Raw genomic sequence first — 18,186 nt, forward strand, 5'->3', positions numbered from 1 at the left:
CTTCGAAATCGGAATTACTTGCGGTAGATCTTCGTGTAGCCGTAGATAGCCTCGTCGCCGAGTTCCTCCTCGATGCGGAGCAGCTGGTTGTACTTGGCCATACGGTCCGAACGCGACGCCGAACCGGTCTTGATCTGACCGGAGTTGGTAGCCACGGCGATGTCGGCGATCGTCGAATCCTCGGTCTCGCCCGAACGGTGCGACGTAACCGAAGTGTAGCCCGCACGGTGAGCCATCTCGATGGCGTCGAGCGTCTCGGTCAGCGTACCGATCTGGTTCACCTTGATCAGGATCGAGTTGGCGCAGCCCATTTCGATACCCTTCTTCAGGAAGTCCACGTTGGTCACGAACAGGTCGTCGCCCACGAGCTGGCACTTGCCGCCGATCTCCTCGGTGAGCATCTGCCAACCGTCCCAGTCGTTCTCCGACATACCGTCCTCGATCGAGTCGATGGGGTATTTGGCAACCAGTCCCTTCAGGTACTCTACCTGCTCCTTCGACGAACGCTTCGCACCCTTCTCGCCTTCGAACTTGGTGTAGTCGTAAACGCCGTCCTTGTAGAACTCCGACGAAGCGCAGTCCATGCCGATCGACACGTCGCCGCCCTCTTCCTTGCGGCCGGGCTTGTAACCCGCCATCTTGATGGCCTCGATGATCGACTCGATAGCGTCCTCGGTGCCGTTCAGCGCGGGAGCGAAGCCGCCCTCGTCACCGACAGCCGTCGAAAGGTTGCGGTTGTGAAGCACTTTCTTCAGGTTGTGGAACACCTCGGCGCCCATGCGGATAGCCTCCTTGAAGGTGGGGGCACCCACGGGACGGATCATGAACTCTTGGAACGCGATCGGAGCGTCCGAGTGCGAACCGCCGTTGATGATGTTCATCATCGGAACGGGCAGCGTCTTGGCGTTTGCTCCGCCGATATAGCGATAAAGCGGCATGCCGAAGTAGTCGGCGGCAGCGCGGGCCACGGCCAGCGACACGCCGAGAATGGCGTTAGCACCCAGCTTCGACTTGGTCTTCGTGCCGTCGAGGGCTATCATGGCCTTGTCGATGCCCACCTGATCGGCCACGTTCATGCCGATAACGGCGGGAGCGATCACCTCGTTTACGTTCTTGACGGCGTTCAGAACGCCCTTGCCCAGATAACGGCTCTTGTCGCCGTCACGAAGTTCGAGGGCCTCGTTCTCGCCCGTCGATGCGCCGCTCGGAACGGCTGCGCGGCCGAATGCGCCGGATACGGTACGTACTTCGACCTCGATGGTCGGATTGCCTCGCGAGTCGAGGATCTCTCTTGCGTGAATCTCTACAATCTGCATAGTTGTAAATGTTTAATTTATGGTTTTAAATACTGATATGCCGTTTTCGACCGCAAAGGTAAGAAATAATTGTGAATTGCGGTTTCATTATTGTTATTTTTTTCACGAAAGACGGATGCGGTTTCGGGAATAAAGCAGAATATATTATCTTTGCCGGCGAATGCACTCCTCTCACTTGTAAACAACTATCAATTAATGCGAAAAGTTCTCTCATTCTCTCTTTTCCTGATGTTGGGGCTCATCGTCTCGCAAATGCTTCCGGGCACGCTCGGTGTAGGATACGCGGCGTTCAAGAAGTGTTCCGACACGCTGCTTTACATCTGCCTCGGATTCATCATGATCAACGTCGGCCGCGAATTCGAAATCGACAAAACCCGCTGGCGTTCCTACACTGCGGACTACTTCATCGCCATGGCCACGGCCGCGCTGCCGTGGATACTCATCGTCCTCTACTACGTCTTCGCACTGCTACCGCCCGAACTCTGGACCAGCGGCGAGGCGTGGAAGGAAAACCTGCTGCTGAGCCGTTTCGCCGCGCCGACTTCGGCCGGCATCCTCTTCACGATGCTCGCAGCCCTCAGTCTCAAGAAAAGCTGGATTTACAAAAAGATACAGGTGCTGGCCATCTTCGACGATCTGGACACCATCCTGCTGATGATCCCCCTGCAAATCCTGATGACCGGCCTGCGGTGGCAAATGTTCGCCATCATCGCCGTCGTCACCCTCCTGCTGGCCGTCGGCTGGCGCTGGCAGGCGACGTGGAACGTACGTCAGGACTGGAAAACCATCTTGGGGCTGGCCGTCGTGGTCTGCGCCCTGACCCAGCTCGTCCACATCGTCACGGCCCGGCTTTACGGACCGGAGAACAGCATCCATATCGAAGTCCTGCTCCCGGCGTTCGTCGTCGGCATGCTGATGAAACACAAGGAGATCGACACCGCCGCCGAACGGCGCATCACCACCGGCATCTCGTTCCTCTTCATGCTGCTCGTGGGGCTGAGCATGCCGCTCGTAACGGGCGCTCCGGGCGACACGGCCGCCGCGACGTCGGTCACCGGCTCGCAGCCCATGATGCCGTGGGGCACGCTGGCGCTGCATGTGTTGGCCGTATCGTTGCTCTCGAACCTCGGCAAACTGGTGCCGCTCTTCTTCTACCGCGACCGCAAGATCAGCGAACGCCTCGCCCTCTCGATCGGCATGTTCACCCGCGGCGAGGTGGGCGCGGGCGTAATCTTCATCGCACTGGGCTACAGTCTGGGCGGCCCGGCGCTCATCATCTCGGTGCTGACGCTGGTGCTGAACCTGATCCTCACGGGCGGCTTCGTGGTGTGGGTCAAGAAACTGGCCCTGCGCACCTACGCGCCCGAAGCGCAGCAGTAACCCGGCTAAACAACCCCATATTCACAATCAAACGACGGAAACCGTGATCGAAATTACAGACAAGGCCCTGCAAACGGCAGCCGCCAAAGGGATGGACGAATTCCTCCGGGTCTTTACGGACAAATACAAGGAGACGGTCGGCGGAGACCCGACGGCCGAAACGATGCCGCTGCTCAGCGGCGAACAGCACTCGCTGCTCGCCTACCGGATTTTCCGGGACGAGGTGACCGAAGGCGGTTTCTGCCAGCTTATCCAGAACGGCTACGGGGCCTATATCTTCGGCAATCCGTTTGCCAGAGTCATGCGCCTGTGGGGTGCGGAGAGTTTCTCGAAGCTGGTCTACCGCGCCAAGAAGATCTACGACGCCAACCGGGAGGATTTGGAACGGGAGCGCACCGACGAGGAGTTCATGGCGATGTACTTCGGTACTACCCATTCGTTTCCCGAGAGGAGAAAAAGGGCGTAAATATTAAATATTCAGCGATTTAATCTTTGTACAGGGTTTCTTCTTCGAGGGATTCCAAGCATAATAAGGTAATTCCAGACGAGGTTACGGTTTCCAGATCGTTACCTCGTCTGTTTTGCTGTATTTTGCATAAAATATTCGTTTGCAATTTCTTGCATCGCGCTTCATCTTGACAGACAACTCTGAGGAAATTAGTTTTAACCCCCAAATTTCATCGGAGTATGCGCAGTACATTCAAGGTTCTGTTCTACCTCAAAAAGGACAAACACAAAGTTCAGCCGGTTGTTCCCGTCATGGGCCGTATTACCGTCAACGGTACGATCGCCCAGTTCAGCGCCAAACTTAGCGTTCCTCCCCATCTGTGGGAGGTGAAGGGCGGTCGCGCCAAAGGCAAAAGCCTCGAAGCCGACCGTATCAACCGCTATCTGGATAATATTCGTATCCAGATCGGAAAGCATTACCAGTCTATCTGCGACCGTGACGGATATGTTTCCGCCGATAAGGTGAAGAACGCCTATCTGGGTTTCAGTAAAAGGTATAAACTGTTACTGGAGTTATGCGATGAATTCTGCAAAGAGTACAAGAACCGTATAGATGTGGACCGTACTATCCATTCCTTATTCCGTTATCAAACGCTACGACGCGATTTGAGTCTTTTCATCTGTCAGGACTATAAAGTCAAGGATATACCCCTTGTGGAACTGGATCAGTCTTTTGCAGAGAAGTTTGCCGCCTATCTGAAACATGTCAGGGGCCTTGCCGACACGACGATCAGCGTTGAGATCAAATCACTGAAGCATATCGTCAAGAAAGCGTTTAACGACGGGCAAATGGAGAAGAATCCGTTTGCCTATTACTACTACTTTGCCGACCAGCCGGAAATTGAATATCTCACCGAAGAAGAAATCAATAAACTAATTATCGGCAAAGTCAAGCAGCAGCGTCAGGATCGGACACGGGATATGTTTCTGTTCTGTTGTTTTACGGGCCTGTCCTATGCCGATCTGGCCAAACTGAGTTATGAGGAGTTGAAACAAACTCCGAACGGAGCATGGTGGATTAGCAGTATCCGTCAGAAAACGAAAGTACCGTTTACGGTAAAACTACTTCCGGTTGCGAAAGCTATTCTTGAAAAGTATCGTATTCCTGCCAACCGATTCAACCGGCTCTTTCCCGAGAATCCGGGAAAGGTTTTTCCGGTAGCTTCATTGAAATCCTCGGATGTCTGCCTGAAACATATCGCCAGACAATGCGGAATTACCAAGAATCTGAAATTCCACATGGCGAGACATACCTTTGCAACGACGGTCTCCTTGATGAACGGCATTCCGCTGGAAACAGTGTCAAAAATGTTGGGACACAAATATACGACCACGACTCAGATTTATGCCAAGGTGACAAACCAAATGATAGATAATGCGATAAGCCGAATAGAGGACCAAATTGGCGAACGGTTCCAATGTCCAACTCTGAAAGAAGAGAGCGACGGCTAATCCGAAAGACATCGGCGGAAAAGGCGACATTCTGCGGTTCGGATGCCAGTCGCTTCGCTACGTCCATATCAGAAACCCAAAGTAATCGCTTATCGCATTGTCTGTTTAAAATAGTCGTCTGTTGTTCTTCTTCTCGTGGAGATAATTCAACTCGTCGCTGTAAATTCCGATTACAAAGCGCAGCATATTGTCGACCAAAGCTGTAAGCCTTGTATTCTCATTCCCAATAAGTGGAGGATTGCCGATACTTTGTACTTGGTTGCCGCACTGATATAGATCGCCGAACGGTTACGGCAGTCCGCCGGGGCAAAGAACGTGCGTTCGAAATCCGGCAGCGGAATCTTTTTGCGACGGAATCCGGCCAGCTCCTTTACGTCACTCGTTTGGGTATTGGCGTCTGTCCTTTCAGCAGTCGGAGCCGATGCTCCGGATACCGTTTCCGATGTCTTTCCCTCGGGAGCGTCCGTATTTTCCGCTTCCGGTTCGGGAATCCGGCGGACGACTTTCGAATCCAAAGGGGCCTATCCGGCGATCATCTGGCGCATCAATTCTTCGTCGACTTCGATACGGGGACGCTTCGATGGTTTTGTTGCGAGGTTGTCGGTTTCTTTTAATGAATCCATGGTACAATGTTTTTAAGATTGAACGTTCGCTTTATGCTTGTAAAGCGTGTGTGTCTGTTTTATGGTTTAAACCATTCAAAATACCATTTTCTGCTTCACGCAGTTTATATCGGAATAATGAACGGAACAAGAAAACCTACCTTTCATGATGCAAGATACCACCGACTGAAATACCTCGGTTTTGATGTCCGGCCACGACCGCTCCAGTCCGCACCGAGAGCTTGTTTTGGTGCCCGGACGGTTGTAATATTGCAACCGGGAAAGACCCGTCCTCGAAAGCCGTAGCGGAGGTTTTTCAAAGTTTTCACAAAAAATTTCCGCCGCGGATTTTTGTTATCGCCAGATAACAGCGAGCTGTACCTTTGTCGGACAAATGCCAATTTGTCCGACAAAGGTACAGCTCGCCCTGCGAGGCCGGTGTCGCTCCCCTGTCGCGCCCCTTTTTTAAGCCATATATGGATACCGACCGAAAACTGACAAACGGGATTATTTTATCTGCTGAACTGAATCAGAGATTGACTGCTTGAATATTCCGATTAATGCATGTCTTCCAAAAAATCCAATATTTCCCGGCGAATCTGCCGGAATCTGGACACTGACGTGTCGTACCGGTCGAAATCGAATATGATCGCATTGACGAAAGCCTGTGCACGGATCGAATCCCGGGCCTCAACCATTTTCAGCAGGTCGTAGTCACGGATGCCGTCACGCATGGCTGCCAGCCGAATCGACGGGTAGAGCTTACGGTAACCGGGGTAGACGATATGCGAGTCGCCGCCGGGCCAGTCATTGGCGGGGGCGGAAACGTCTCCGAAAGGATCGCCGTTCGCTCCCCATGCGTTGAAGCCCCAGTGAAGGTATCCCGGAGAGTCGTATTTGTAGTTTATCCAATGCAGCAGGCGTGTCTTGATGAGCGGCAGTGTTACGTAACGGTTTGCGAAATTCCCCCGGGGATACATGCAGGTGTAGAACCAGCAACTATGTCCGGCTGGCATTGTTCGATAGATTTCCCATACGAATTCGTCGAGTTGTGGCACGAGGATGTCGATCAGCGCCGGGTCGTAGGACGAAGAACGGTAAGCTTCGATGATTCGGATGTCGGGGGCAGCCTGTTTTACCTGGCGGGCCAATCCTTCCCAGGAGGTCTTATTTTCGTTGAGCGGTTCGTCGGCAATGTGTTGTGTGTAGATGTCGAGCCAACTGCGGCCGCTTCCGTCATCGATCATTCTGGAACGCAAATGCTCCTGCAGAGCCGGAAAATACGCTGCGATGTATCGTTGCACGCGCGGGTCGTCATGGGGCAGACGTTGATAAACATAGGAGCCCTTGCCGTCGGGGACCGGTACGTTGGCCCAGAAAGGATCGGTCCACCCGTTGCGGGACCGCTTGGCGAAATGGTTGGCCTCGATCAGCCGTACGTCGGCGTGTCGGAGCAGGAATTCGATCGTTTTGTCCATCCGTGAGAAATCGAACGTCAGCCCTTTGCCGTCGGCTGTCGGAACCGGCGTTCCCGTTTCGTAGAGCAACCAGACGTTCTGACCATAGGCCGAGGCGGTTTCGACGAGCCGCCGCATACATTCCCAATAGGCCGGTGAATCGTCCTCCACGGATTCGTTGTCGTTCATGAAAGAGAATTTATCGGGGAAATACCAGTTGGTAACCAATAACGACTGTTCGGGAAGCGTGACCGGATAAACTTGTATGGTGAATTGTCGGTCGGCAACGATCCGCTTTCCGTTCTTTAGCCCGGAAATGCGTACCGATCCTTCGTAAAGCCCCGCTTCGGCATCGGCCGGAATCGGAATGTCCAACCAGAGCAAAGCTGTCCCGCCTGCGGCGATAGATACGGTGGTGTCGGTCAGAATGGGATCGGGATATTCTCCGGACGGTGATTGCAGGGCATCGGGGGCCGCCGGCACGTAGGCGTGGGAAGCCTGTACGTTCCGGACCCAGCCCAGAACGGCTTTGTCGAGCGAAGTTCCCTGCTCTGTTTTAAGACTCCGAAGGACAGGAGTCATTGCCGCTACGGAGTCGTCAGCGGAGATAACGAATTGCAGAACGGCGTTCTCGCCGCGGGCCACGCGAACGGTATCGTCCCCGGCAGGAGGGTAAACGATTCCGGGAAGAACATTGGTCAAAGGATCGATGACGCGGATCGTGAGTCCGCTTTCACTACAGGCTACCGGTAGCATCAGGAGTGCAGGGCAAAGAGTCCGGATCGTCCGGTTGACGAGAAGTCGGAGCGGGGAAATGTTCATTTCGGGTTCGGTTTGAATTCTTAATTGCATTGCGGGAAAACAGTAAGCCGGAGTTCCGTGCATCCGTAGGGAATCAGTTCGAGATATTCGATACGGTCGGATACGGCGCGGGCTATCCCTTCGGCCGGAAGGCGCGGCGTGTAGCGTCCTTTTTCCAATTCCCAGTCGATCGGTTTGACGGGAACCGAGATTTTCACGGGCGTATGTTCCGGATCGAACGGATAGCTTCCTGCGGCTGCGGGTTTTGTCCGAATGACCTTCAGGGGTATGACCGGATCGGAGCAAAGGGCATAGTTCCAAGGTCCGGCAGGCTCGATGCTCCAGCATTCGAATTCGGGGTTGCCGGGAACTTTGCCGTTCATATTCGCATAGACCGTCCGGTCGGCTGTTTTCCGCTGGGGAACAGGATAGGAGAAGAGCAGAGGTCCGCGCTGCACGTAGATTCCCTGTCCGGGAACGGTGTTCATGACGGGTTGCATGCTGAGACACAACCGAATCCGGTCGCCGTTCCTGAATTTGCGCCGGAGGGTCACGAACGTGCCGGCGGGACATGCGTCTCGCCACAGTTTGCCGTTGACATATATTCTGGCATCCCTGCACCATGCGGGAATGCGCAGCAGAAACGGGATATCCGTCCTCTCTTTCAGGCCGAAGGAGAACTCGATCTCCCCGTTGAACGGATAGGAGGTCCGCTGTGCGATGTGGCACTGTCGGCCGTTCGGCAGGTCGAACGTTGCAGCCGAAGGTCCGTAGAGCGCAGCGGCAATAGAGCCGTCTTTCCCGCGTAGCCACATATGTGCGACGTAATTGGGCATGAAACGGTGAACGTTTCCGGCGCAGCACTCCGTTTCATGCGTCGGCCGGAAAGCCATCCAGGTCGAACCGTGGAAGAATTCGTTGTGATTTGAACGCCCCGTTGCGATTACCTGATTGACGGACGAGAAATACTGCAACGATCGGAAATCCTTGGTAACGGCTCCTAGTCCGGCATTGAAGACCGCTTTTTCTATTTTGTCAGCCCACCGGACTTCGCCCGTGGTCAGGAGAAATTGCTCCAGCGTCCAGGTGTAGTCGGAAATGTCGCAGGTTTCGTGACTGTTGATGACGTTCCCGTTTCCGACGAGCGCTTCCGCACTGGCCGGAACGCCGTCGGGGAGCATGTGGTCGCGGGTGAGCTTGCGTTCGGCGTTGAGTGCAAGGTCCAGGTAATATCGTTTGCCCGTATAGGCATAGAGCAGCATCGGGAGTTTCAGTTCTTCCATGCAGGTGACGCCATGCATGACGAACCGTTCGTCGCCGGCCGCGACTGCGGGCGTCAGGTCCCCGAATTTTCCGCCATTGTAGGCTCTCTCGCAAATATCCAGCAACTTCGCATTGCCGGTTTTGCCGTAAGTCCACAACATTCCCTCGATGCTGACGATGTTGCGCCATTTCTCGACCTGCTCCTGCGTAAAGTTCATGTAGTGCCTTTCCAAGGCTGCGGGGATCGCCGGATCGCCCGTGCGCTCGTAATAGGCTTGCAGCACCCGGAAGTAGACACACATGGGCCACATCGACTCAATCGCTTTGTTGCCCAAAACACCTGTGGACGATGCGTTGGCCAGCGTGTAGCGAATCCCCTCCTCGGCTTTGGCGATCATCTCCCGATCACCGAGCAGGTAACCCAGGCGGAGCAGACCGTCGGTGTAATAGGCTGTCTGCTCGTAGCGCCACCAGTCGCTTCCGTAGGTTTCGGTGTTACGTCCGATCTCACCCGCCCAAAGGCAGGAGTCGTACGGATAGGACATCGCCTCGGGATGTCCCGTAAGTCCCGTTTGTTGGCGGTGGAGGAATTCCTCGATCCAGCCCTGCGGCTCTATGCAGCCGATCATGCCGCCCTGAAACTGGGCATAAGGGGCCTGGGCGTTCGTCGCGGTACCGACGAGGCAAAGTGCAATAATTGAAAACAGCTTCTTCATGCGATTTCTTGACTATTTGTATTTTTCGACTCTTGCATCCCGGATGACACCTTTCCAGTCGAGCCCGAAAGCGAAATCATATGTATTTCCTTCCGAGTCCGTATAACAAACCATATCTCTCGGAACGTCTTCATGCTGCTGTTCCACGGTTTTCATGTCTGCGGGCAATTGCATCGGCAGAAGTGCCGACGGTTCCCGCCGGCCGGAGATAATATCCAGCACGGCCTGACGCTGTACCCCGAAAGCAAGCAGTATGGCATCGGCCGAAGGTTCGAATTCGGCCGGAACGAACGGTCTGGTCGTGGAAACGACAGCCACGACGGGCTTGTCTCCCATCTGCCGTTTCGTTCCGAGTACCCGTTTCAACTCTTCCCGGTTGGAACTCCGGACGGTTTTCCCGCGGTAACTCCGGTCGATGGACGGTTCTTTCGGGTCCCCGCCGGCAATACTCTCGGGGCGTGCGTGGCGGGCCGTGTAGTCGCCGTATTGCAGGCTGATCGGGACATAACCGTTGCCGCCCTTTTCCCGATCGGCCGCATCGTATCCGCAGCCTCCGTCGGGTTCGTCGATAAAAACGATCGCGAAGTCGGCATTTTCGGGGCTTTCTGCCAATTCGTAATATTGTTTGACCAAAGAGGTGTCTACAGGTAGGCGGGATTGTCCGCATTCGGGCAGATATACGCTCCGGCGGGTCGATGCGGGCAGGGTTCCCGCCCGGTTTTTCAGCAGGACGACCGACCGGAGCTGCGCTTCGTAACCGGCTTGCATAAATTCCGGATTCCCGACCGTCGCTTCCGTCCGGTCCGGGTCTACATAGGGATTTTCGAACAGACCGGTCCGAAAAATATTGAGCAGCAACCTTATGGCGGAACGTTCGAACCGCTCCCGGGCAGATTTTTCGCCGAATTCGGCGGTCCACATTCGGTAGGCTTCCAGCACGGGACCTTTGTCGTTGTTGCCGCCGAACTGGTCTACTCCGGCTTTGAGCGCTTCGTAATGCCGCTGCGGGATGCTCAATGCCTCCACTCCCCAGCATTTGCCGTCAGCCTCCTCGATGCTGGAATAGTCGTGCGTGATGCCCCAATCCGTGCAGACGACGCCGTTGTATCCGTATCTGTTCCGCAGCAGATCGGTGACGATATATTTGCTAAAACCGTTGCCGACCTTTTTTCCCGAGGGGTCCACCCCGTGGGAAACCGTATAATAGGGCATGACGGCTGCGGCCTTTCGTGTCTTGCCGTTGAGGCGGAAAGCTCCTTCCACAAAGGGCCGGATGTGTTGCTCGAAATTTCCGCCGGGGTAAACAGTGTATTTCCCGAAGCTGAAATGGGCATCCCGTCCGCCTTCTTCCGGGCCGCCGCCCGGCCAATGTTTGACCATGGCATTGACGCTTTCATACCCCCAGCCGTCCGCAATCTCGGCAGCTCCGACGGAGGTCTGGAATCCGTCGATATAGGCCCGCGCCATATCGGTGTCCAGATCGGGGTCTTCGCCGAAGGTACCGTAGAACCGGTTCCACCGGGGTTCGGTCGCCAGATCGATCTGCGGCGACAGCGCTGTGGCGATACCCAAGGCGCGGTATTCGGCGGATGCGATCCGTCCGAACTTTTCGACCAGTTCGGGGTCGAACGTAGCGGCCAGCCCGAGCGGACTGGGCCACAACGAAATCTTTCCTCCTGACCCTGCGTTGTATTCGGCCCAGGCTCGGGTTTCATTCCGGGGATCGGAACTGATATTGACCGGAATGCCTTGTCCGAGGCCTTCGACGAAGGCCTGCATGTTGTTGTTCCATTCGGCTGCAATGCGGGGACTTTCAACCCGGACGACGAGCACGGCCCGGAGATTGTCGTCCCGGAGGAACTTCCGCTGTTTGTCCGAAACAGCCGAGTGGGGAAGTCCGCTTTCCCGGAGTGAGGTCCCGTTGTAGGTCGAGGACCAGTAACCTACCGAATCCGTCGGGACGGCCTGATGGGAACTGTATAACATCAATCCGGCAATCTCTTCGACGGAGAGTCGCTTTGCAAGGTCTTCCGCCCGTTCTTCCGGGGTGTACCGCCAATCTTCGTAGCAGTCGAGAATCCCGTTTCGGTTCAGGTCTTTGAAAGCGTATCCGTCGGAATATAAGATACGGACGCCGGATCCGGGGAAATAGCCCAGAGTCTGTCCTCCGTCTTGCCGAATCAGACAGTAGGTGTCATGCGGCTCGACCGTCCATTTTCGGCCGCAGGCACAGAGTATCGGCAACATAAACGCCAAAGATACTATTCGACGTACAAGATCTGTTTTTGTTGTCATATCGTTATCAGGGTCGGTTCGTTCTTTAGGGGACTTGGGAAAGCAGTTACAAAAGAATGGATTTTTATCGGCCGCGGGGTTGAATATTTTCCGGAAAGATTCTTTCCCGTATACGGATACCTTATTGAAATAAAGGCGAAATTGCAGTTGTCCGGACGTTTTGAGCCGTATTGCGCCGTTCTCTTTCGGCCAAATGATCGTACAATTCGGCGGGATGCAGTTGTGTTTCCCGAAAAAAATGTATACTTTAGTTTCCGAAAATACCCGTTATGCATCGTCGCTTTCTTATATCCCGTTTTTTCATAGTCTGCATCGGATTTGTCCTTTCCGAGATACAGATCGTTGCTGCCGAGTCTTTTCCTCAGGTGCGTTTCACCCCGTTACCTTCCGACATTCTGCCGTCGAACGAAGTGCGCAAACTTTATCAGGATTCCGATGGATATATCTGGATTCCAACTTATAACGGATTGGCCCGCTACGATGGATACGGAGCCATCACCTACGGTATGCGTGATGTTTCGAACGGGTTGTTCAACACGTTCGTCAATGTCGTTGCCGAGGACCATGACAAGAACCTGTGGATCGGAACCGAGCACGGCCTTTTTCGGCTCGACAAGGTTTCGGGAAACATCGTGGCCGACGAATATCCAGAGTTGGCGGATTGCAACATCGCAGTCATTCTGTGCGATACGGGCAACGGCATCTGGATCGGCGGCGACAAGGGCCTTTTCCGCAAAAATGCGCTCGACCGTAATTTTCATCCCGTCCCGATCTCCAATTCGGCGGGTCGTCCCGTCAAGGCGGTCACCTCCATCATCAAGGATGACAAACTGAACCTGTGGATCGCCGCTTTCGATCAGGGTTTGTTGCGTTATGATATCCGTGAGGATCGCGCCTATGCTTGCGACGATGCCGTGCTGCGTAAAGCACATGTTTTGGCACGTGATGTCGCGGGTAATATCTGGGTGGGTACGTGGGGCGCCGGAGTGGTGCGGCTGGTTAATCCTCTGGCCCCGGGACCGACCCGTTACGTGCATTATAAACACGTGCCGGGCAGAACGCACTCGCTGCTCGACGATATTATTTACGATATTGAGGAAAATCCCGAGCAGAATACCATCTGGATCGGTGGTCGCAGCGGGTTGAGCATCCTCCACGACATCGACAATCCCGATTCGTTCCAGAATTTCTTTCCCGGCGACAACGCGGGAGACCTGCCCTATAACGAGGTGAATTCGATCCTTCGAACCCGTGACGGACTGATGTGGATCGGTTTGTTGGGTGGCGGCGTCTGCAAGGTCCAGACCAGCGGAACCAAATTCGAGTCCGATCGGCTGGAACCGATCAGAACCCGTTACAACACGAGTTCTGTTCGAAGTATGTATTACGCCGGAAACGGCGACTTCTGGTTCGGGCTGCTTGATTTCGGCCTTATAAAATACAACATTCGAAGCGGTAAAATCGTCGATTACCACGAGCATCCCGATTTGAAGTCGCTTCCTTACACTTCGACCGTCAATACGATCATCCGCCGCTCGACTACCGGGGAACTGTATTTCGGAACGCAAAACGCCGGTATTTGGGTGTATAACGAAACGCAGCACAAGGTTCGGCAGATCAATCATTTCAACCAGCCGAACTTTCTGGACGACTGCGTGATTGCTCTGTGTGAGGATACGCACGGCAATCTGTGGATAGGCTCCCGGTTAGGTATTTACGTCGAATCGACAGACGGGCGTTTCCACACCGCTGCTGAATGGCTCGGATACGCTACGCCATTCGATCAGACTTATGTGTTCGACATCTGTTGCGACAAAGCAGGCGATGTCTGGATCGCTTCCAACGGTCAGGGCATTCTGCATATCCGTACGGCAGACGGAGCCTGGAGGCAGTATACACGCGACAACGGCATGATTTCCGATCATGTCTATTGCCTGCAGGCCGACGATACGGGGTGTATCTGGGCCGGAACTTTTGCGGACGGACTTGCGGTCCGTATTCCTTCGGAAGGGAGCTTTAAGGCCGTGTCGGCTTTCCCGAATCTGGAAAACAAAGGTATCGGCAATATTGCCCGGGATGAAAACGGCCGGATGTGGATTACCACGAATAATTCGGTCTTTTCCTTTTCGCCGGACAGCCTGGGCAATCCCGAGCATATCAATACCTATATTATATCGGCCGACATGCAGTCGTTCTTCTTCAACCGAAACGCTTCGGCGCAGGTCGATTACGGACGCATTGCTTTCGGAGGATCGAATGGGCTGATGATATTCACCGGCAATCGCACGCAGCCCCACCAGACGAGACTGCCGATCGTGCTCACAGACTTCAAGGTGCACAATCGTTCGTTACGGACCATTCCCGCACGGGAACGATCGCGCATCTCTCTCCGGGATATCGATTACACGGATGCCGTGACGCTTACGCACGACCGGAACAACTTCTTCATCGAATTCTCGATGCTCTCCTATGCCAATCCGCGCGATCATATTTTTAGATACCGGCTCGACGGATTTGATAAGGAGTATGTTACGGCCGATTCGCACCACCGTTTCGCCTCATACAGCAATCTTTCACCGGGAACCTACACATTCCGTCTGCAGGCTGCCGGGGAAAACGGCGTGTGGAGCAGCAACGAGCGGACGCTCACAGTGCGGATACTCCCCGCCCCGTGGCTTTCGTGGTGGGCCTGGACGATCTATTCCGTGCTGCTGCTGGTGCTCGCCTATGGGGTCGTGCGGTTCCTGCGCTACCGGCTCCGGCTGCGTCAGGAGGTGCAGATTTCGAAGTTGGAGCGACAAAAAACCGAAGAACTGAATCATGCCAAATTGCAGTTTTTCACCAACGTCACTCACGAACTGATGACTCCGCTGACGATTATTCTTACTTCGCTCCAGAACTTGAACAACGGCACAGGGGACAATCAAACTCTTTACGGTGTCATGTCGGCCAATGCGACGCGGCTGATGCGACTGATTCAGCAGATACTCGAATTCCGGAAAGTCGAGAGCGGGAATCTGAAAATCCGTGTTTCGCATGGCGATGTCGTCGGATTCGTTCGCCGGTGTGTGGAAGCTTTTGCCCCGCTTGTGGCCCGAAAGCAGCTCAAGGTCTATTTCCGTGCTTCGTCGGAACAGGTCGACGGCTGGTTCGATCCCGACAAACTCGATAAGATCGTCTACAACCTGCTGTCCAATGCGGCAAAATACACGCCCGACAAGGGTGAAATTATCATCCGGATCGAAACCGGAGACGACTGTTCGGTCTGCATTTCGGTCGCCAACAGCGGCGAACTGATGACCCAGCAGACTATCGACGGACTTTTTCGCCGGTTTTACGACGGCAATTACCGGAAACACCATACGATTGGAACCGGTATCGGTCTGTCGTTGGTCAAGGATCTCACCGACCTCCACCGAGGTTCAATCCGGGTGTCGAGCGACGAGCAGGACGGCAACTGTTTCCGAATCACGCTACCCATAGGTCGAGATGCTTATACCGAAGAGGAGATCGACGATGATACCGGAGACGATGCCGCGGAAAAAAATTACGAAGGGGCCGGAGAATTCGTTCCGGTGCAGCCCGATGTGGCGATGACCGATACCCCCTCCCGCACACGCACTGACCATACGCTGTTGGTCGTCGATGACAACGAAGAACTGCTCTTGTTGATCTCCAATCTTTTGGCGCCCTATTTCCGAATTGAAACGGCATCCGACGGAGAAGAAGCGCTTCGTATATTGTCCCGACAGCCGGTCGATCTGGTCGTTTCGGATATCATGATGCCCGGCATGGACGGTATCGAATTGTGCCGACGGATCAAGCAGACCTTCGAATACTGTCATATTCCGGTTATCCTGCTTACGGCCAAAAATGCCGACGAAAGCCGGATTGAAGGGTACAATTCGGGGGCGGACGGCTATGTCACCAAGCCCTTCAACCTGCAGTTGCTCTACGCTCAGATTGTCAATCAACTCCGAAAATTGGAGATTCGGGGCCTGCATTTCCGCAACCAGCCGGTTTTTGAGGTGGAGAAACTGGAGTATACTTCGATGGACGAAAAGTTCATGCGTCAGGCTATGGCGTGCGTCAATGCGCATATCGACGATTGCGAATTTGCACAGGCCGATTTTACCCGTGAAATGAATATGTCGCGAACGATTCTTACCGAAAAACTCAAATCGCTCACCGGGTTGACTCCGGCTGCATTCATCATTGACGTGCGACTGCGTGCTGCCTATCATTTGCTCGAAGAGCAGAAGAAGATGCGTATTGCCGATCTGGCCTATGCTTCCGGATTCAACGACCCGAAATATTTCAGTACGTGCTTCAGAAAGAAATTCGGATTCTCTCCCAAGGAATTTATCGACAGACTGAACGAAAAAGGCGATAAAATCGCTTGATTGTCCGCAGAAGCGGGCCTACAACCGTTTTTCGGTAAAAATTCGACCTGCATGATCCATGTCAGGAGTATTTTCGTACCCGGTAGATTTTGTCCCGGCAGAGTGGATGGAATCGGCTCAATCCATAGGATATGATTATGAAACTCATTTTTGCAATCTCCATTGTCGCTCTTTCGTTCTTCGGCACTGCCTGCCGGAGATCTGTCGGCGAAATGATTCTGGTGCCGATGCCGCAGGAGGCAACCTTTACGGGAGGTTACTTTGAAACGGACAGCGCCCGATTCGTGGAGCGTGCAGGCGATGGGTACGTTGCCTGCCGAATCGATCCTTCGGCTCCGGAGATTCGTCCGGAGGGTTACCGGCTGAAAGTGACTCGCCGGGGCATTGACCTTACGGCCCTGGATTCCGCGGGACTGTTCTACGGCCGGCAGACGCTGTGCCTGTTGGCGACCGCACAGGGGATTCCCTGCGTGGAAATCATCGATAATCCCTGTTTCGGTTATCGGGGTATTCATCTCGATGTTTCGCGGCACTTTTTCCCCGTTGAAACGATATTCCGGCTCCTCGATGAAATGGCACGGTACAAGCTTAACAAATTTCATTTCCACCTGGCGGATAACGGCGGCTGGCGCATCAGGATCGACGCTTATCCGCTGCTGACCCGGCTGGGAGCATTCCGTACGGAGTCCGACTGGCTCGAATGGTGGAGTTACGGCGACAGGCATTATGTACCCGAGGACACACCGGGGGCCTATGGCGGTTACTATACGAAAGAGGAAATTCGCAGAATCGTTGCCTATGCTGCCGAACGCTTCATCGAGGTGATTCCGGAAATTGAGTTCCCGGGGCACTCCGACGAGGTTTTCGCAGCTTATCCGGAGCTCTGCTGCTCGGGCCGGGCCTATACTTCCGGCGAGTTTTGCGTCGGCAATCCGCAGTCGTTGAAATTTATGGACGAGGTCCTGACCGAGGTTCTGGAGTTGTTCCCCTCGAAATACATCCATATCGGCGGCGACGAGGCCGACCGGACAGCTTGGAAGAGCTGTCCCAGATGCCGGCATCTGGCCAGGGAGTTGGGCGGAGTGGACCAGGTGCAATGCTATCTGGTCGAACACGCCGAAAAGTTTCTGGCGGAACACGGACGCACGATGATCGGATGGGATGAAATCCTGAAGAACAACCTGCGATCCACCTCTACGGTAATTTCCTACAGGGGGCAGCGAGGAGGCATCGAGGCGGCCAACCGCGGTTACGATGTGGTCATGTCGCCGGGCGAGATCCTCTATTTCGACTGGTATCAGGCCGATCCTCATACACAGCCGCGCGCGATGGGCGGTTTCTCGCCGATTCGGAAGATGTACGGTTTTCATCCCGTCCCCGATACCCCTGCAAAGGCGGCCGACAATGAATCGATAATTCGCGGTGAATTCGTTTCGCCGGATTCGGTCGAATATATCTATGACGGCGGCAAAGAGCACGTCATCGGGGTACAGGGTTGCACATGGACCGAGTTTATAGAAACGGAAAAACATTTGGAATACATGATTTTCCCGCGTTTGCTGGCAGTTTCCGAACTTGCCTGGACTCCCCGGGAGCGACGTGAGTGGAATGATTTCCGTCGTCGTATCAATGTTCATGTATCGTTGCTGCATGCGCGGGGAATCAATGCTTTTCCATTGAGCGACGACGTTGTGATTACGGCTCAGATGCTTTCCGAAGGCAAAAAGGCCCGGGTGACGCTCGACACGGAGAAATATCCCGCCGAAGTACGCTATACTTTGGACGGTACGGCCCCGGTTCCCGGATCAGACCTTTACGACGGGCCTTTTGTCGTGAAAGCGGGGACAACCGTCCGGGCGGCGCTCTTTGTCGCAGGCAGGATGGAGGGGACCATGACGGAACTCTATGTCGATGCCCGCCGCAATGTCGATAATTACTATACTTATCTGAATACTCCCGAGGTATACGCCTCGACAGACCGTTAATTGATACTT

General features: G+C 54.4%; 9 protein-coding genes and 1 pseudogene. 5 read left to right on the top strand and 5 right to left on the bottom strand.

What is annotated here, in order from left to right; genetic code table 11:
* Positions 1-14 precede the first annotated feature (14 nt).
* Complete coding sequence (gene eno / locus ALFI_RS05220; RefSeq protein WP_009597099.1) at positions 15-1,316, bottom strand: phosphopyruvate hydratase; 1,302 nt, start codon at positions 1,314-1,316, stop codon at positions 15-17.
* Positions 1,317-1,511: 195 nt separating this feature from the next.
* On the opposite strand from eno, the gene ALFI_RS05225 reads away from it, so the two are divergent.
* The 3 genes from ALFI_RS05225 (at position 1,512) to ALFI_RS05235 (ending at position 4,655) form a co-directional block, all read left to right on the top strand.
* Positions 1,512-2,696, top strand: a complete 1,185-nt coding sequence (locus ALFI_RS05225) for a cation:proton antiporter (RefSeq protein WP_014775046.1) — start codon at positions 1,512-1,514, stop codon at positions 2,694-2,696.
* A 43-nt stretch (positions 2,697-2,739) separates the two neighbouring features.
* The gene (locus ALFI_RS05230) at positions 2,740-3,162 is read left to right on the top strand and encodes a DMP19 family protein (RefSeq protein WP_014775047.1); all 423 of its coding nucleotides are present in this window, start codon (positions 2,740-2,742) and stop codon (positions 3,160-3,162) included.
* Between the two features lie 221 nt (positions 3,163-3,383).
* Positions 3,384-4,655, top strand: coding sequence for a site-specific integrase (locus ALFI_RS05235; RefSeq protein ID WP_014775048.1), 1,272 nt, complete (start codon positions 3,384-3,386; stop codon positions 4,653-4,655).
* Between the two features lie 105 nt (positions 4,656-4,760).
* Here ALFI_RS05235 and ALFI_RS05240 read toward each other — a convergent pair.
* The 4 genes and pseudogenes from ALFI_RS05240 to ALFI_RS05255 form a co-directional block, all read right to left on the bottom strand.
* A pseudogene (locus ALFI_RS05240) lies at positions 4,761-5,278 on the bottom strand (DUF3408 domain-containing protein).
* A gap of 536 nt (positions 5,279-5,814) precedes the next feature.
* Positions 5,815-7,536: a DUF4091 domain-containing protein gene (locus ALFI_RS05245; protein ID WP_014775049.1), complete on the bottom strand. Its 1,722-nt coding sequence runs from the start codon at positions 7,534-7,536 to the stop codon at positions 5,815-5,817.
* Positions 7,537-7,556: 20 nt separating this feature from the next.
* Positions 7,557-9,494, bottom strand: coding sequence for a beta-L-arabinofuranosidase domain-containing protein (locus tag ALFI_RS05250; protein WP_014775050.1), 1,938 nt, complete (start codon positions 9,492-9,494; stop codon positions 7,557-7,559).
* A 12-nt stretch (positions 9,495-9,506) separates the two neighbouring features.
* Entirely contained in the window at positions 9,507-11,741 is a 2,235-nt protein-coding gene (locus ALFI_RS05255) for a glycoside hydrolase family 3 protein (protein WP_014775051.1), read from the bottom strand.
* Positions 11,742-12,058: 317 nt separating this feature from the next.
* On the opposite strand from ALFI_RS05255, the gene ALFI_RS05260 reads away from it, so the two are divergent.
* Together ALFI_RS05260 and ALFI_RS05265 are read left to right on the top strand one after the other, a co-directional pair.
* Positions 12,059-16,192, top strand: coding sequence for a hybrid sensor histidine kinase/response regulator transcription factor (locus tag ALFI_RS05260; RefSeq protein WP_014775052.1), 4,134 nt, complete (start codon positions 12,059-12,061; stop codon positions 16,190-16,192).
* 131 nt (positions 16,193-16,323) lie between these two features.
* Positions 16,324-18,177 (top strand): beta-N-acetylhexosaminidase, encoded by a 1,854-nt coding sequence (locus ALFI_RS05265; RefSeq protein ID WP_042493329.1) that lies wholly within the window; start codon positions 16,324-16,326, stop codon positions 18,175-18,177.
* Positions 18,178-18,186 lie beyond the last annotated feature (9 nt).

It is taken from the genome of Alistipes finegoldii DSM 17242 (assembly GCF_000265365.1).
In the GTDB taxonomy this organism is placed as follows: domain Bacteria; phylum Bacteroidota; class Bacteroidia; order Bacteroidales; family Rikenellaceae; genus Alistipes; species Alistipes finegoldii.